The sequence below is a fragment of the Pseudacidovorax sp. genome, assembly GCF_017991995.1.
In the GTDB taxonomy this organism is placed as follows: domain Bacteria; phylum Pseudomonadota; class Gammaproteobacteria; order Burkholderiales; family Burkholderiaceae_C; genus Xenophilus.
Genome location: NZ_JAGOPN010000004.1, coordinates 262,538 through 277,367, shown reverse-complemented (window position 1 = coordinate 277,367; position 14,830 = coordinate 262,538). Strand labels below are relative to the sequence as shown.

Genomic DNA, 14,830 nt, shown 5'->3' with positions numbered 1-14,830 from the left:
GAACGGGCCCGTCCGGCCCTCAAGCATGTCCCGCACCGACTTCACGCTCTCGGATTTCGACTTCGCGCTGCCGCCCGAACTGATCGCGCAGCAGCCCGCCCCCGAACGCAGCGCCTCGCGCCTGCTCGACGGCACCGGCCCCGAACCCGCCGACCGCATCTTCCGCGACCTGCCCACGCTGCTGCGCGACGGCGACCTGCTCGTCTTCAACGACACGCAGGTGGTCAAGGCCCGTCTCTTCGGCGAAAAGCCCACCGGCGGCCGGCTGGAGCTGCTGATCGAACGCGTGCTCGAAGGCCAAGTCGTGGCGGCCCACATGAAGGTCAGCAAGAAGCCCGCTGTCGGCACCGTGCTGCGCATGGACGCCGGCCCCGGCCAGCCGGCCTTCCGCGCCACACTGCTGGGCCGCTGGCCCGAGGAAGGCGGCCCGCTGTTCCGCTTCGCGCTGGAGAGCGACGACGGCGCCGACCCCTACACGCTGATGGAGCGCCACGGCCACGTGCCCCTGCCGCCCTACATCGAGCGCCAGCAGGCACACGAAAGCGTCAGCGAAGCCGCCGAGGACGCCCGCCGCTACCAGACCGTCTTCGCGCGCGTGCCCGGCGCCGTGGCCGCGCCCACCGCGGCGCTGCATTTCGACGAGGCCCTGCTTGCGAAGCTGGAGGCGCGCGGGGTGCGCCGCGCCAACGTCACGCTGCACGTGGGCGCCGGCACCTTCCAGCCCGTCAAGACCGAGAACATCGCCGAGCATGTGATGCATGCCGAGCGCTATGACGTGCCACCCGCCACGCAGCAGGCGATTGCCGACTGCCGCGCCCGCGGCGGCCGCGTGGTGGCGGTGGGCACCACCACCGTGCGCACACTCGAATCCTGGGCCGCCAGCGGGCAGGCGCAGGGCGACACGCAGATCTTCATCACACCGGGCTTCCGCTTCCAACACGTGGACCTGCTCGTCACCAACTTCCACCTGCCCAAGAGCACGCTGATGATGCTGGTCAGCGCCCTGGCGGGCTACGAGCGCGTGATGGCGCTCTATGCCCACGCCATCCGCGAGCGCTACCGTTTCTTCAGCTACGGGGACGCGATGCTGCTGGAGCGCGCGGCATGAACGCCCGCCCGTCTGCGCCGCGGGGCGCACGCAACCTCGGCGAAGCCGCAGCTTGCCCGGCGAGGCGACTGCTGCACACGGCCCTCCTGTGTGCGCTGGGGTTGCCGCTGCTCGCCGCCGCGCGCGGCTACACGCCCGCCGGCCGCTGCGGCGACTTCGCGCGGCTGGACATCGCCAGCCCCGCCGGCACCTGCGTCGCGCTGCTGGCCGACGAGGCCGAAGGCCTGCGTGCGCCGCGCCGCATCCTGGAGGTGGCGCCCGGCCGGTACTGGATCGCCGACATGGGCTCGTGGGAGCCGAAGCGCGGCCGCCTGCTAGAGATGACGCTGCCCGCCGATGGCCTCGCCCCGCGCCGAGCGCGCATTGCCGTGCTGGCCAGCGGCCTCGACCGGCCGTCCGGCCTGGCGCTGGGCCCGGACGGCAAGGTCTACGTCGGCGAGGCCGGCCGGATCTGGCGAACGCCCGTCGGCGCCGCCGGCGCCGAGCCGCAACGCGAGACCGTGATCGACCAGCTGCCCGATGACGGCACCCATCCGCTCAAGGAGATCGCCTTCGGCCCCGGCGACCGGCTCTACGTCAACGTCGGCTCCAGCAGCGACAACTGCCGCAGCGGCAAGGACGCGCCCGCCCTGCCCTGCCCCGATGGCGAAGGGGGCAAGCCCCGCGCCGCCGTGTACGAGGCGCAACTCGGCGGCCCGCAGCGCACCGTGCAGCGCTTCGCGCCCTTCGCCACCGGCCTGCGCAACAGCATGGCGCTGGCCGTGCTGCCCGCCACGCCGGCGGCGCCCGAAGGCCGCGTGCTGCAGGGCGAGAACAGCATCGACTACCGCGACGCGCAGAGCCCGCCCGAGGAGCTGAACCTGCTGCAGCGCGGCCGCTTCTACGGCTGGCCCTACTGCGTCGGCCCGCGCAAGAACGCCCGGGGCTATGAAGGCCGCTACGACTGCAGCAAGAGCGAGGCGCCGCTGGCCCTGTGGCCAGCGCATGCCGCGCCGCTGCAGATGACGCTCGGCCCCGCCGGCACGCCCTTCGCCGGCCAGCTGCTCGTCGCCTGGCGCGGCCCGCAGGCCAGCGGCCACCGCGTGGTCGGCTTCAAGCTCGATGCCAAGACCGGCCTGCCCGCCGGCCCCGCCATCGACTGGCTCGCCGGCTGGCAGGCCAGGGACGGCGTGCGGCCCATGGGCCGCCCCACCGGCCTCACCATCGACCGCGCCGGCCGCCTGCTGGTGGTGGAAGACTTCAACCGCACCGTGCTGATGCTGCTGCCCCTGCAGCCCTCCGCCGCCCCTTCTTCTTCGTCCGCCAAACCATGACCGCCCTCCAGTTCGACCTGCTGGCCACCGACCCCGACAGCCATGCGCGCCGGGGCACGCTGACCCTCAACCACGGCGTGGTGCAGACGCCGATCTTCATGCCCGTGGGCACCTACGGCACCGTCAAGGGCGTGATGCCACGCAGCCTGGAGGAGATGGGCGCGCAGATCATCCTGGGCAACACCTTCCACCTGTGGATGCGCCCCGGGCTGGACGTGATGGGCGCCTTCGGCGGCCTGCATGCCTTCGAGCAGTGGAACAAGCCCATCCTCACCGACTCGGGCGGCTTCCAGGTCTGGAGCCTGGGCGCCATGCGCAAGATCAGCGAGGAAGGCGTCAAGTTCGCCTCGCCGGTCAACGGCGACAAGCTGCTGCTCACGCCCGAGGTGTCGATGCAGATCCAGACGGTGCTGAACAGCGACATCGTCATGCAGTTCGACGAATGCACGCCCTACGAGACCCAGGGCCGCATCACCACCGAGGCCGAGGCGCGGCGGTCGATGGAGCTGAGCCTGCGCTGGGCCAGACGGTGCCAGGCCGAGTTCGCGCGGCTGCAGAACCCCAACGCGCTGTTCGGCATCGTGCAGGGCGGCATGTTCGAGCACCTGCGCGAGGAATCGCTGGCTGCGCTGGTGGAGATGGACTTCCCCGGCTACGCCGTCGGCGGCGTGAGTGTGGGCGAGCCCAAGGAGGACATGCGCCGCATCACCGCCCACACGCCGCACCGTCTGCCGGCCCACAAGCCGCGCTACCTGATGGGCGTGGGCACGCCGGAGGACCTGGTCGAGGGCGTGGCCCAGGGCGTGGACATGTTCGACTGCGTGATGCCCACCCGCAACGCGCGCAACGGCACCATCTTCACGCGCTACGGCGACCTGAAGCTGCGCAACGCCCGCCACCGCAACGACCCGCAGCCGCTGGACCCCAGCTGCACCTGCCATGCCTGCGCGGGAACGGCCGGCGTGAGCTGGGCCGACGGTGGCCGCGGCGGCTTCTCGCGCGCCTACCTGCACCACCTGGACCGCTGCGGCGAGATGCTGGGGCCGATGCTCACCACCATCCACAACCTGCACTACTACCTGAACCTGATGCGGGAGATCCGCGAGGCGCTGGACGCGGGGCGCTTCGGCGAATTCCGGCGGCAGTTCGCGAGCGACCGGGCGCGGGGCGTTTGAGAAGGTCCTCTGCCACAACGACAAAGCGGCCCGCAGGCCGCTTTTCTTTTTTGGGGCGCGACGCGCTCAGCGCATCTCTGGCGGCAGCGTGCCGCCGTTGGCCGCGATGCGGGTCATCACCTGCTTGTGCAGCCAGATGTTCCATTCGGCGGAGCCCGGCTCGGCATTGCCCGTGTAGATGAACTCACTGGCCAGTTCCTTGCGGGCGGCCAGACTGCTGTCGAGGCCGAGCAGCTTGAGCAGGTCCACGATGGAGGTGCGCCAGTTGAGCTGGGCCGCGCCCGGCTTGGCGTCGAGGATGGGCGCCACCTCGCCCAGCGGGATGGACGGCGGTGGCGCGGGCACGGCTGGCGCCGCCGCCGGAGCCGGCGCAGCGGTCGCCGACGGTGCGGCGGGCGCGGGGGCCGGGGCGGGCGCAGCCTGGGCGCCGGGGAAGATCTTGGAAAGGATGCTGCTGAAGATGCTCACGGGCATGACTCCTGGGTCGGATGGGGAGGAACCGTCACCGCTCGGCGGCGGGTGTCCGGTTCTAGCACCCGTGCGGGGTGGCCCTGCGTCAGCGGCGGCCGTGTTCGTGATCTTCTGCCGGCTTCTGCGAAGAAATGTTGCTTAACTCTGTATCTGGACCGGGAGTGACGGTCGGCCGGGTCTCCGCCGCCTTGCCACAGCCGTGGCAGAAGCGCGCGAAGGCGCTCTTGCGGCTGCCGCAGCCCCCGCAGCGGTCGAACAGGCCGATGCCGCAGTGCGGGCAGAAGTCGATGGCCGCGTTCTTCAGGTCCACCGGCCGCTCGCAGCCCGGGCAGACGCCCTTGGCCAGGCGCGCCAGCGCCACGTCGTAGTCCAGGGCCTGGCGCCGTGCCGGCTCGGGCCGGGCCTCGGCCGCCTGCTGCCGCGCCAGGTAGCGCTGAAGCGCAGCGATGGCCCAGCGGCCCGCCAGCAGCGTCAGCAGCACGCCCACGCCGTAGCGCACATAGCCGCCATAGCTGGGCAGGTAGGGCACCAACTCCACGAAGAAGGTGAAGAGGGCGAAGAAGACGAAGCCCCAGACGAAGGGCCACCCGTTGCCCTTGCGGTGCCGCACGAAGAGCCAGCCGGCGACGGCCAGCAGCGGCAGCGTGAGGGCGAGGCGGTAGCCGAAGACGCGCAGCTCCTGCCGCCGCTCGGCCGCCTGCAGGCGCGCGGCGGCGGCGGCTTCCAGTTCATCCAGCTGGCGCTGGCTGCGTGCAGCGGCCTGGCGGGCGTCGAGTGCCCGCTGCTCCTGGCGCTCGGCCGCCGCCTGGGCCTGCCGCTGGGCGGCACGCAGTTCGTCGAGGGCGCGCGTGCGCTCGATCAGGGCCGGGTCCTGCTCAGGCCGGGCGGTGGCGCTGCGCGTGGCCAGCCAGTCGCCGAGGCTGGCCTGGGCCGAACGGGTGTTGGCCTGGGCCGTCCGGGCGCGCAGTTGCGCCTGCGCCAGGGCCTCGTCGGCCTCGGTCTGGGCCTGTTGCGCGCGGGCCAGGGCGTCGCGCTGGGCCTGAGCGGCCGGCCGGTCGATGAAGTCGTCCAGCTGCAACTGGCGCTCCACCCGCGGCAGGTCGCCCACCACCGTGCCGCCCAGGCCGATCAGGAAGCTGGCGAACACCAGGGACAACAGCCACAGGCCACGACGGAACCAGGCTTCGGACAGGCGCAGGGAGGTCTTCATGGGCGATTTCCTTTCAGGCTCGGCCGTTGGACAGCGCTTGGGGGATCCAGCCGCTCGCCCGCCGCCCGAGATGAATCGCATCGTGCCCGGGCTTTGATCTCACGGAAGTGTCGGGCTGTACCTCGCTCGGAATTTGCGGCTTCAGGTATCGCCAGGCGATACCACCGCGCAGCGCCCGTTCAGCCGGCCGCCCGCCGCGACGGTCGCGTGCCGGCATGCAGGTCGGCCCGTACGAAGGGGCGCTCGTTGCCAGCCATCCAGGCCGCAGTGCGACCGATCAGTTCGTGCGTCGGCGCGCGCGTGCCGGGCTGAATCACCAGCGCGGGCAGTACCAGCGTGAGCAGCACCGGCAGCAGGCGCAGCCTGGGATGCGGCTTGCTCCGCTGGCGCCACAGAAAGAAGCCGCTGGCCGACAGCCCCAGCAGGAAGCCCGACACCACCTCCGACACCGAATGCGCGTCCAGGGCCAGACGCGAATAGCCGATGGCCATGCCCAGGGCCCAGCCCGCGAAGGCGGCCGCCACACGCCAGCGATGCGCGAAGCTGGAAACCGCCAGCCATAGCGCCACCGGCCAGAGGGTGGTCGACAGCGTCGTGTGGCCGCTGAATCCCGTGAAGTCGATGGCGGCGACGCCAAGCCCCCAGCCCATGAACGCCAGCTTGCCCGCCACCACCGTCGCGCCCGCCGCGCCCACGCACAGCAGCCACAGCCACATCACGGGCCGCGTCCGCCGCGCCCAGCCCAGCCAGGCGGTGATGGCCAGCGCCATCGGCATCATCAGGCTGCTGTCGCCCAGCCAGGTCAGGGCATGCCAGTTCAGGAAAGCGTTCATCGACAAGGCGTCAGGGCTGGGCGAGCAGGCCGGCGACCCGCTCCTGCAACAGTTCGGGCTGCACCGCCGAAGCCGGCAGGGGCGCGCCCACGTTCAGGCCCACGCGGCTCCAGAAGCCGCGGCGGAAGGGCCGCACCATGGCCACCGGCTCGCCGCCGCGCAGCTCGATGCGGCTGAAGTACGAGCCCCACAGATTCGTCAGCGCCATCGGCACCACCGGCACGGCCAGGCCGTCCTCCTGCGCGCGGGCCAGGATCTTCATCACGCCGCCCTTGAAGGGTTGCAGCGTGCCGTCGCGCGTGATGCCGCCTTCGGGAAAGATGCCCAGCAGGTCGCCCTCGCGCAGCACCTGGGCCGCCTCGTCGAAGGCGCGCTCGTAGGCGGCCGGGTCTTCCTTCTGTGGCGCGATCGGGATCGCCTTGGCCAGCCGGAACAGCCAGCCGAGCACCGGCACGCGGAAGATGCGGTGGTCCATCAGGAAGCGGATCGGCCGCGGGCTGGCCGCCATCAGCAGCACGGCGTCGACGAAGCTCACGTGGTTGCACACCAGCACGGCCGGGCCCTGGTCGGGGATCTGCTCGTCGCCACGCACCTTGAAGCGGTAGACCAAGCGCGACGCCACCCAGGCGATGAAGCGCAGCAGGTACTCCGGCACCAGCAGGAAGATGTAGCCCGCCACCAGCGCATTGGCAATGCCGGTGAAGAGGAAGACCTGCGGGATGCTGAAGCCGGCGCCGATCAGCGCCCCGGCGATCACGGCGCTGGCGATCATGAACAGCGCATTGAGGATGTTGTTGGCCGCGATGATCCGCGCCCGGTGCGTGGGCTGGCTGCGCAGTTGGATCAGCGCATACATCGGCACGCTGTAGAGGCCCGCGAACAGCGACAGCAGCGCCAGGTCGGCCATCACCCGCCAGTGCGCCGGCTGGGCCAGGAAGGCGGCGAGGCCCATCTCGGCCGAGGGCGGCAGCCCGCGCGAGCCGAAGTACAGGTCGATGGCGAACACGCTCATGCCGATGGCACCCAGCGGCACCAGGCCGATTTCGACCTGGCGGCGCGACAGCGTCTCGCACAGCAGCGAGCCCGCGCCGATGCCCACCGAGAACACCACCAGCAGCAGCGAGGCGACCTGTGCGTCGCCGTGCAGCACCTCCTTGGCGAAGCTCGGGAACTGCGACAGGAAGATGGCGCCGAAGAACCACATCCACGAAATGCCCAGCAGCGAGCGGAACACCACCGTGTTGCCATGCGCGAGCTTGAGGTTGCGCCAGGTCTCGGTCACCGGGTTCCAGTTGACGGCCAGGCCCGGGTCGGTGGCCGGCGCCGCGGGCACGGCCTGCGCCGTCAGCCGGCCGATGCCGGCCACCGCCACGCAGGCCGCCGCCACGGTGCCGTGGCCGATGCCAGGCAGCGCCACCAGCAGGCCGCCCGCCACCTGACCCAGCAGGATGGCGACGAAGGTGCCCATCTCCACCATGCCGTTGCCACCCGTCAGCTCATGCGCGTCGAGCGCCTGCGGCAGGTAGGCGAACTTGACCGGGCCGAACAGCGTGGAATGCAGCCCCATCAGGAAGACGCAGCCCAGCAGCACCGGCACGTTGGCAGCCACGAAGCCCCAGCCGGCCAGCGCCATGATCGCGATCTCCAGCGTCTTGACCAGCCGGATGATGCGGGCCTTGTCGTACTTGTCGGTGAGCTGCCCCGCCGTGGCCGAGAACAGCAGGAAGGGCAGGATGAACAGCGCCCCGATCGCCAGCCCCGCCAGCGAGGGCGGCAGCCACGCCACCTGCAGCTGGTAGGTCACCATCACCGTGAAGGCGAACTTGAACAGGTTGTCGTTGGCGGCCCCGGCGAACTGCGTCCAGAAGAAGGGTGCGAAGCGGCGCTGGCGCAGCAGGGCGAACTGGTTGGCGTGCGCCGGAGAAGCGGCGGCCGGTGGGGCGTCGGTGCGCATGGTCTGGTCCTGAAGTCCGGCCCGCGCCCATGGCCGATGGGCACGCGGGGTGCCGGCGCCCGCCGCATTCTGCCGCAGCGGGGCCCGCCCCACGGCGGCCAGCACGGGCAGCGCCGCCAGCGCCGCCGCCAGGTGCTTGAGGCTGTGGCCCGACACCGCCTGCCCGGTCGCCTCGAAGAGGGCAAAGTCATTCATCTCCAGCAGCTTGGCGAACAGGTAGGCCGCCAGCACGGCCCCGATGCGCAGGCCCAGTGCACCGGCCGCCATGGGGCGACGCCAGGCCCAGACGATGAAACCGATGCCGCCGTACTGCACCACGGCCCAGGGCAGCACGTTGCCGTCCACCTGGGGCCACGCCGCCGACACCGCTCCCAGCAACAGCACACCCCACAGCACGGGCCGCACCGCCGCCAGCGCCAACCGCTCGGCCACGACCAACGCCCAGACCCCCGCGAAGGCGACCGCCATGCCCAGCCGGTCGCCCGCCAGCCGGCCGGCATCGGGCGCCCAGTGGTACCACGCAGAGCCGAGCGACGTCAGCAGCAGGCCGGCGAAGAACACCTGCGCCGCACGGCGCGTGGCCGCCGGCAAAGTTCGCGCCCGCAGTCGCGCCAGGCCCCACAGGCCGGCCAGGGCGAAAGGCAGGTTGCTCAGCACGTCGAAGGCGTTGGGGATGCCCCAGCGTGGTCGCACGTCGGCGAAGGGCGCGGCCACGGCCGGTGCATTTGCCTGCAAGTGGCCGTGCGCATCCAGGGGCAGGCCGAGCGCCGCCAGCAAGGCCGGCCCGGCCAGCCAGGCGGCGAGCCAGAGCAGCAGTAGGCCGGCCAGCGCCAGCCCGAGGCCGCGTGGCAGAAGGGCGGCGTCGGTGTTGGTAGGCGCGGGGTCGGCAGCGGAGGCGGTGGATGAAGACATGACCAGCAGGAGGACTTGAAGAAGGTGGCGCAGTCTCCCGGCCCACCCTCGCCGCCGAGGCTCATATTCCAATACAGTGGCAGACAAAACCACTCCAGGTATCGCCTGCCGATACCGCCCCGCCCCGTGAGCACCACCCAGGACCTCGTCAGCGCCATCAAGCGCGAACTCAAGGCGGCGCAGATGACCTACGCCGATCTGGCCGCGGCGCTTGGCCTGGCCGAATCCAGCGTCAAGCGCATGCTGGCCCGGGGCGACATGCCGCTGGCGCGCATCGACGCCATCTGCCGCGCCCTGCGCATCGACTTCGCCGACCTGGCGCGGCGCGTGGCCGACAGCCAGCCGCTGCTGCGCGAACTGACGCAGGAACAGGAGCAGGCCGTGGTGCGCGACCGCAAGCTGCTGCTGGTGGCGATCAACGTGCTGAGCCAGTGGACGCTGGAGCAGATCGTCGCCACCTACCGCATCACCGAGGCCGAATGCATCGGCTACCTGGCGCAGCTGGACCGCATCGGCATCATCGAGCTGCGGCCGCTCAACCGCTACCGGCTCAAGGTGGCCAAGACCTTCCGCTGGCGGCCTCATGGACCGGTGATGCAGTTCTTCCGCGAAGAGGTGGTGCTGGACTATTACGCAGGCGGCTTCGACGGCCCGGCCGAGGGACTGCTGCTGGTGCACGGCTCCATCTCGCGGGCACTGGCGCCGGCCTTCCTGGAGCGGCTGCAGCGCGTGGCGCAGGACTTCGCCCAGCAGCACCAGACCGACCAGAAGCTGCCCGCTGGCGAGCTGGAGGGCTACACCCTTCTGTTGGCCATGCGGGAGTGGGAGTTCGCCCAGTTCACCCAGCTGCGGCGATGAAGGGCTTTGGCGCCAGCGCATCCGCCCCTAGAATCGCGCCCCGCAGGAGAACGCACCGCCCACCGGCACCGGCCGGGCGGCGCTACCGAAGGCGCAAACTCCCATAAACGCTCAGGTCGGTCCGGCGACGGGCCCGTACTGCACATCCATCACGCCGTCTGGAGAGCCGCCACGCCATGTGGCGCACCGAAGGAGCAAACCCGCCGCGCGCGCTGCGGGTGAAACTCTCAGGTACCAAGGACAGGGGGAGCGGCAACCTGAACGCGTCATGCGGCGGTTGCTCCTTTGTGTTCCAAGGACGAGTCCCCGCTGCCGCGTTCATGCGCTGCAACCTGAAAGGGGTTCTTCCATGCGCGTGATCGTCCTTGGCGCCGGCCTGCTCGGCACCACCTCCGCCTACTTCCTCTCCCAGCTCGGCCACGACGTGACCGTCGTCGACCGCCAGGCCACGCCCGGCGCCGAGACCAGCTTCGCCAATGGCGGCCAGATCTCCGTCAGCCATGCCGAGCCCTGGGCCAACCCCGGCGCGCCGCTCAAGCTGCTGAAGTGGCTGGGCCGCGAGGATGCGCCCCTGCTCTTCCGCCTGCGGCCCGACCTGCGGCAGTGGCTCTGGGGCCTCTCTTTCCTGCGCGAATGCACGCCCGCGCGCACCCGCCACAACATCGAGCAGATCGTGCGCCTGGGCACCTACAGCCGCGACGTGCTGCAGCAACTGCGCCGCGACACCGGCATCGCCTACGACCAGCGCACGCAGGGCATCCTGCACTTCTACACCTCGCAGAAGGAATTCGACGCCGCCCAGGCACCGGCCGAGCAGATGCGCCAGCTCGGCTGCGAGCGGCAGGTGATCGACGCCGACCATGCCGTGCGCCTGGAACCCGCCCTCGCCCACATCCGTCCGCAGCTCGCCGGCGCCACCTACACGGCCGAGGACGAGTCGGGCGACGCCAACCGCTTCACCCGCGAACTCGCCAAGAGGGCGGAGGCGGCCGGCGTGCGCTTCCTGATGGGGCACACCATCACCGCGCTGCGCGAGGTGGCCGGCGAACTGGACCATGTGGAAGCCACCGACGTGGAAGGCCGCTACCAGCGCCTGCGCGCCGACGCCTATGTGCTGGCCATGGGCTCGTTCAGCCCGCTGCTGGCGGCGCCGCTGGGCATCCGGCTGCCGATCTACCCGGCCAAGGGCTATTCCGTGACCATGCCGGTCAAGGACGCGAGCCGCGCGCACCAGGTCTCGCTGACGGACGACGAGTTCAAGCTGGTGTTCTCGCGCCTGACCGGGCCGCAGGGCGACCGCCTGCGCATCGCGGGCACGGCCGAGCTCAATGGCTACGACCGCGACCTGAACACCGTGCGCTGCGAGGCCATCGTGCGCCGCGTGGAGCAGCTCTTTCCCGGTGCGGGCGACACGGCGCGGGCCCAGTTCTGGAGCGGCCTGCGTCCGGCCACGCCGAGCAACGTGCCGATCATCGGCGCCAGCCGCATCGGCCGGCTGTTCCTCAACACCGGCCACGGCACGCTGGGCTGGACGCATGCCTGCGGCTCGGGCCAGTCCATCGCGCGCATTGTGAGCGGACTGGCGCCGGAGGTGGAATTCGCCTTCACCGCCGCGACCCGCGTGGGCAACGTGCCCGGACCGCTCGCTAGCGCTGCCTGATCGGCTCCGACACACGGGCGCGCTATCGTCGGCCGCATGACCACCGCCCACCACCGCCGCCCCGTCGACCTGGCCAAGGCCTACCGCCTGCTCAACCACGGCCCCACCGTGCTGGTGAGCGCGGCGGCGGGCGGACGCCGCAACATCATGGCGGCCGCCTGGGCGATGCCCCTGGACTTCGACCCGCCCAAGGTGGCCGTGGTGCTGGACAAGAGCACCTTCACCCGCGAACTGCTGGAAGCCAGCGGCGAATTCGCGCTGCAGGTGCCGGTGCGGGCGCAACTGGACCTGTGCAACGCCCTGGGCAGCGTCTCGGGCCGGGATGCCGATGCGTTGGGCGGCCTCGACAAGTTCGCGGCCTATGGCCTGGCCACCTTTGCCGGCAGCGCGACGGACGCGCCGCTGCTGGACGGCTGCGCCGCCTGGCTGGAATGCCGGCTGCTGCCCGAGCCGCCGATCCAGCAGCGCTACGACCTGTTCCTGGGCGAGGTGGTGGCCGCCCAGGCCGATGCGCGCGTCTTCTCGGACGGCCGCTGGCATTTCGACGGCCACGACGCGCTGCGCACCCTGCACCACGTGGCGGGCGGGCACTTCCTGATCGACGGCGACGCGGCGGACGCGCAGCCGCTGGCACCGCTTCGGCGCTGAACCGGCCCGCCGCGCACTGCGGCGGTGCTTTTTGTACGCAATTTTTGGCGGCGATTGCGTGCAAACAATGAGCGCACGCTGGCACACGCCTTGCGTAGGCCATCGGCATGGACGCCATCGCCACGCCATCGCCCGCCGCCATCGAGCTCGTCGCGCTGACCAAGCGCTATGCGCAGGGCGCGCCAGCCGTGGACGCCATCGACCTGCGCATTGCCAGCGGCAGCTACTGCTGCCTGCTCGGCCCCTCGGGCTGCGGCAAGAGCACCACGCTGCGCATGATCGCGGGGCACGAGTCGGTGACCAGCGGCGACATCCTGCTGGAGAACCGCAACATCACCGACCTGCCCGCCGCCGCGCGCGGCACGGCCATGATGTTCCAGAGCTTCGCCCTCTTCCCGCACCTGTCGGCGCTGGACAACGTCGCCTTCAGCCTCAAGATGAAAGGCGTGGCCAGGGCCGAGCGCCAGGCCCGCGCGCAGGACCTGCTGGAGCGCGTCTCGCTCGGCCACCTGGCGCAGCGCAAGCCGGGTGAGCTGTCCGGCGGCCAGCAGCAGCGCGTGGCGCTGGCCCGGGCCCTCATCACCCAGCCGCGCGTGCTGCTGCTGGACGAGCCGCTCTCCGCCCTCGACCCCTTCCTGCGCGTGCAGATGCGCGCCGAGCTGCGCCGCTGGCAGAAGGAGCTGGGCCTGACCTTCATTCACGTCACGCATTCGCAGGAAGAGGCGATGGCGCTGGCCGACACCATGGTGGTGATGAACCACGGCCGCATCGAGCAGGTCGGCTCGCCGCATGCGGTCTACAACGCCCCGGCCACCGAGTTCGTGGCGCGCTTCATGGGCGGCCACAACGTGATCCAGACCGGCACGGGCAAGGTGGCCGTGCGCAACGACCACCTGCAGATCCGGCCGGCCGCGGGCGACGCCGCCGTCGTGGCAGTGCCTGGCATGGGCGCCACCGTCACCGACGTCGAATACCAGGGCACCTACGTGCTGCTCGGCCTGCAGGCGCAGGACGCGGCTGGCGCCAACGGCGTGTCGGTGATGCTGCCCGAAGCCCGCTTCGCCGAACGGCCCTATGCCCTGGGCGAAGACGTGCACCTGTTCTGGGCGCCGCACCAGGCACATGCACTGCCGGCCTGAGCCGCACGCCCAAGCCGTCGCCTCTGCCCTTTCTTTTTTCCAACCGCGCTCGCGCTTCCTCATCCCCCAACAAGGAGTCCTCGATGTCCGACACGCTCGATCCCCGCACCCCCGGCCTTTCGCGCCGCAGCCTGCTGCAAGGCGGCGCCGGCATGGCCGGCATCCTGGCCACGGGGGCGGCGCCCTTCGTCCATGCGCAGGAGAAGATGGTGCTGCGCTACCTGGGCACCGCGGTGAACCAGGACAAGGCCATCGCCGAGAAGTTCAAGGCCGACACCGGCATCGAGATCCAGTACGTGGCCGTGACCACCGACGACGTGACCAAGCGCGCCGTCACCGCGCCCAACAGCTTCGACCTGATCGACACCGAGTTCTTCTCGCTCAAGAAGATCGTGCCCACCGGCAACCTGAAGGGCATCGACGTCAAGCGCGTGAAGAACGCCGACAAGATCACCTCGCTCTTCACCAAGGGCGAAGTCGCCGGCAAGGCCGTGGGTGACCAGGGCACGGCGCCCAAGAAAGTGATCTTCCTCGAAGGCGAGAAGAGCAAGGTCTTCGCCAAGGCGCCCACGCAGTGGATGACGCTGATCCCCACCACCTACAACGCCGACACGCTGGGCATCCGTCCCGACCTGATCAAGCGCCCGATCGAGAGCTGGGCCGAGCTGCTCAACCCCGAGTTCAAAGGCAAGGCCGCGATCCTGAACATCCCTTCCATCGGCATCATGGACGCGGCGATGGTGGTGGAGGCCAAGGGCATCCACAAGTACAAGGACAAGGGCAACATGAGCAAGGCCGAGATCGACCTGACGATCAAGACGCTCATCGAAGCCAAGAAGGCCGGGCAGTTCCGCGCACTGTGGAAGGACTTCAACGAGTCGGTGAACCTGATGGCTTCGGGCGAGGTGGTGATCCAGTCGATGTGGAGCCCCGCCGTGACCGCGGTGCGCAGCAAGGGCATCGACTGCGTGTTCCAGCCGCTGAAGGAAGGCTATCGCGCCTGGGCATCCGGCTTCGGCCTGCCGGCCACGCTGTCGGGCAAGAAGCTGGACGCCGCCTACGAGTTCATCAACTGGTTCCTCGACGGCTGGGCCGGCGCGTACCTCAACCGCCAGGGCTACTACAGCGCCGTGCTGGAGACGGCCAAGGCCAAGATGGAACCCTACGAGTGGGCCTACTGGATGGAAGGCAAGCCGGCCACGCAGGACATCAAGAGCCCGCAGGGCGTGGTGATCGCCAAGGCGGGCAGCGTGCGCGACGGCGGCAGCTACGAGCAGCGCATGGGCGGCATCGCGTGCTGGAACGCGGTGATGGATGAGAACGAATACATGGTCCGGAAATGGAACGAATTCGTCGCCGCATAAAGGGACCACCCCCGTTGCTTGCTCACTTCGTGTAGCCGCCTCCCCCCTCAAGGGGGCGCACCCAGCGGCCCGGCAAAGCCGGTTCCGCGGGTGCTCCCGCGGCGGCTCGCTGCGCTTGCCGGGGTGATCGCTCTTGTGGGTTGGAGCGGGCGCGTGGGGGTTGACGCTCTTTTCGCTTCGCCTCG

General features: G+C 70.6%; 12 protein-coding genes and 1 riboswitch. Of the genes, 8 read left to right on the top strand and 4 right to left on the bottom strand.

Features of this window, described 5'->3' with window-relative positions:
* Positions 1 to 25: 25 nt before the first annotated feature.
* Genes queA through tgt form a run of 3 tightly spaced genes read left to right on the top strand, consistent with a single transcriptional unit; the run spans position 26 to position 3,596 of the window.
* Positions 26 to 1,108: a tRNA preQ1(34) S-adenosylmethionine ribosyltransferase-isomerase QueA gene (queA, locus tag KBC94_RS07585; RefSeq protein WP_294368151.1), complete on the top strand. Its 1,083-nt coding sequence runs from the start codon at positions 26 to 28 to the stop codon at positions 1,106 to 1,108.
* Positions 1,105 to 2,421: a hypothetical protein gene (locus tag KBC94_RS07580; protein WP_294368149.1), complete on the top strand. Its 1,317-nt coding sequence runs from the start codon at positions 1,105 to 1,107 to the stop codon at positions 2,419 to 2,421. Before queA ends, KBC94_RS07580 begins: the two co-directional genes overlap by 4 nt.
* Complete coding sequence (gene tgt, locus KBC94_RS07575) at positions 2,418 to 3,596, top strand: tRNA guanosine(34) transglycosylase Tgt (RefSeq protein WP_294368147.1); 1,179 nt, start codon at positions 2,418 to 2,420, stop codon at positions 3,594 to 3,596. The genes KBC94_RS07580 and tgt overlap by 4 nt, the downstream gene beginning before the upstream one ends.
* A 66-nt stretch (positions 3,597 to 3,662) precedes the next feature.
* Here the strand turns inward: tgt and KBC94_RS07570 are convergent, their stop codons facing one another.
* The 4 genes from KBC94_RS07570 to KBC94_RS07555 form a co-directional block, all read right to left on the bottom strand.
* Positions 3,663 to 4,064, bottom strand: coding sequence for a DUF3597 domain-containing protein (locus tag KBC94_RS07570; protein WP_294368145.1), 402 nt, complete (start codon positions 4,062 to 4,064; stop codon positions 3,663 to 3,665).
* A gap of 88 nt (positions 4,065 to 4,152) precedes the next feature.
* On the bottom strand, positions 4,153 to 5,277 hold the full coding sequence (locus KBC94_RS07565; RefSeq protein ID WP_294368142.1) for a serine endopeptidase: 1,125 nt from the start codon (positions 5,275 to 5,277) through the stop codon (positions 4,153 to 4,155).
* 179 nt (positions 5,278 to 5,456) lie between these two features.
* The gene (locus KBC94_RS07560) at positions 5,457 to 6,110 is read right to left on the bottom strand and encodes a phosphatase PAP2 family protein (RefSeq protein WP_294368138.1); all 654 of its coding nucleotides are present in this window, start codon (positions 6,108 to 6,110) and stop codon (positions 5,457 to 5,459) included.
* A 10-nt stretch (positions 6,111 to 6,120) separates the two neighbouring features.
* Positions 6,121 to 8,064: an MFS transporter gene (locus KBC94_RS07555; protein ID WP_294368411.1), complete on the bottom strand. Its 1,944-nt coding sequence runs from the start codon at positions 8,062 to 8,064 to the stop codon at positions 6,121 to 6,123.
* Between the two features lie 1,038 nt (positions 8,065 to 9,102).
* On the opposite strand from KBC94_RS07555, the gene KBC94_RS07550 reads away from it, so the two are divergent.
* From KBC94_RS07550 to KBC94_RS07530, 5 genes are all read left to right on the top strand, one after another.
* Positions 9,103 to 9,834 carry a helix-turn-helix domain-containing protein gene (locus tag KBC94_RS07550; RefSeq protein ID WP_294368135.1) on the top strand — a complete coding sequence of 244 codons (732 nt, stop codon included), beginning with the start codon at positions 9,103 to 9,105 and terminating at the stop codon, positions 9,832 to 9,834.
* Positions 9,835 to 9,982: 148 nt separating this feature from the next.
* Positions 9,983 to 10,088, top strand: a riboswitch (glycine riboswitch).
* A 95-nt stretch (positions 10,089 to 10,183) separates the two neighbouring features.
* Positions 10,184 to 11,494 carry a D-amino acid dehydrogenase gene (locus KBC94_RS07545; protein WP_294368133.1) on the top strand — a complete coding sequence of 437 codons (1,311 nt, stop codon included), beginning with the start codon at positions 10,184 to 10,186 and terminating at the stop codon, positions 11,492 to 11,494.
* Between the two features lie 36 nt (positions 11,495 to 11,530).
* A complete protein-coding gene (locus KBC94_RS07540; protein ID WP_294368130.1) occupies positions 11,531 to 12,142 on the top strand; it encodes a flavin reductase family protein in 612 nt (203 codons plus the stop codon).
* A 107-nt stretch (positions 12,143 to 12,249) separates the two neighbouring features.
* Positions 12,250 to 13,281 carry an ABC transporter ATP-binding protein gene (locus KBC94_RS07535; RefSeq protein WP_294368127.1) on the top strand — a complete coding sequence of 344 codons (1,032 nt, stop codon included), beginning with the start codon at positions 12,250 to 12,252 and terminating at the stop codon, positions 13,279 to 13,281.
* An 83-nt stretch (positions 13,282 to 13,364) separates the two neighbouring features.
* Positions 13,365 to 14,645, top strand: coding sequence for a PotD/PotF family extracellular solute-binding protein (locus KBC94_RS07530; RefSeq protein ID WP_114801404.1), 1,281 nt, complete (start codon positions 13,365 to 13,367; stop codon positions 14,643 to 14,645).
* Positions 14,646 to 14,830 lie beyond the last annotated feature (185 nt).

Bases quoted from the DNA above. Each gene is read 5' to 3' on its own strand.
- queA (WP_294368151.1), top strand. From the start codon at position 26: ATGTCCCGCACCGACTTCACGCTCTCGGATTTCGACTTCGCGCTGCCG.
- KBC94_RS07580 (WP_294368149.1), top strand. From the start codon at position 1,105: ATGAACGCCCGCCCGTCTGCGCCGCGGGGCGCACGCAACCTCGGCGAA.
- tgt (WP_294368147.1), top strand. From the start codon at position 2,418: ATGACCGCCCTCCAGTTCGACCTGCTGGCCACCGACCCCGACAGCCAT.
- KBC94_RS07565 (WP_294368142.1), bottom strand. From the start codon at position 5,277: ATGAAGACCTCCCTGCGCCTGTCCGAAGCCTGGTTCCGTCGTGGCCTG.
- KBC94_RS07560 (WP_294368138.1), bottom strand. From the start codon at position 6,110: ATGAACGCTTTCCTGAACTGGCATGCCCTGACCTGGCTGGGCGACAGC.
- KBC94_RS07555 (WP_294368411.1), bottom strand. From the start codon at position 8,064: ATGCGCACCGACGCCCCACCGGCCGCCGCTTCTCCGGCGCACGCCAAC.
- KBC94_RS07545 (WP_294368133.1), top strand. From the start codon at position 10,184: ATGCGCGTGATCGTCCTTGGCGCCGGCCTGCTCGGCACCACCTCCGCC.
- KBC94_RS07540 (WP_294368130.1), top strand. From the start codon at position 11,531: ATGACCACCGCCCACCACCGCCGCCCCGTCGACCTGGCCAAGGCCTAC.
- KBC94_RS07535 (WP_294368127.1), top strand. From the start codon at position 12,250: ATGGACGCCATCGCCACGCCATCGCCCGCCGCCATCGAGCTCGTCGCG.
- KBC94_RS07530 (WP_114801404.1), top strand. From the start codon at position 13,365: ATGTCCGACACGCTCGATCCCCGCACCCCCGGCCTTTCGCGCCGCAGC.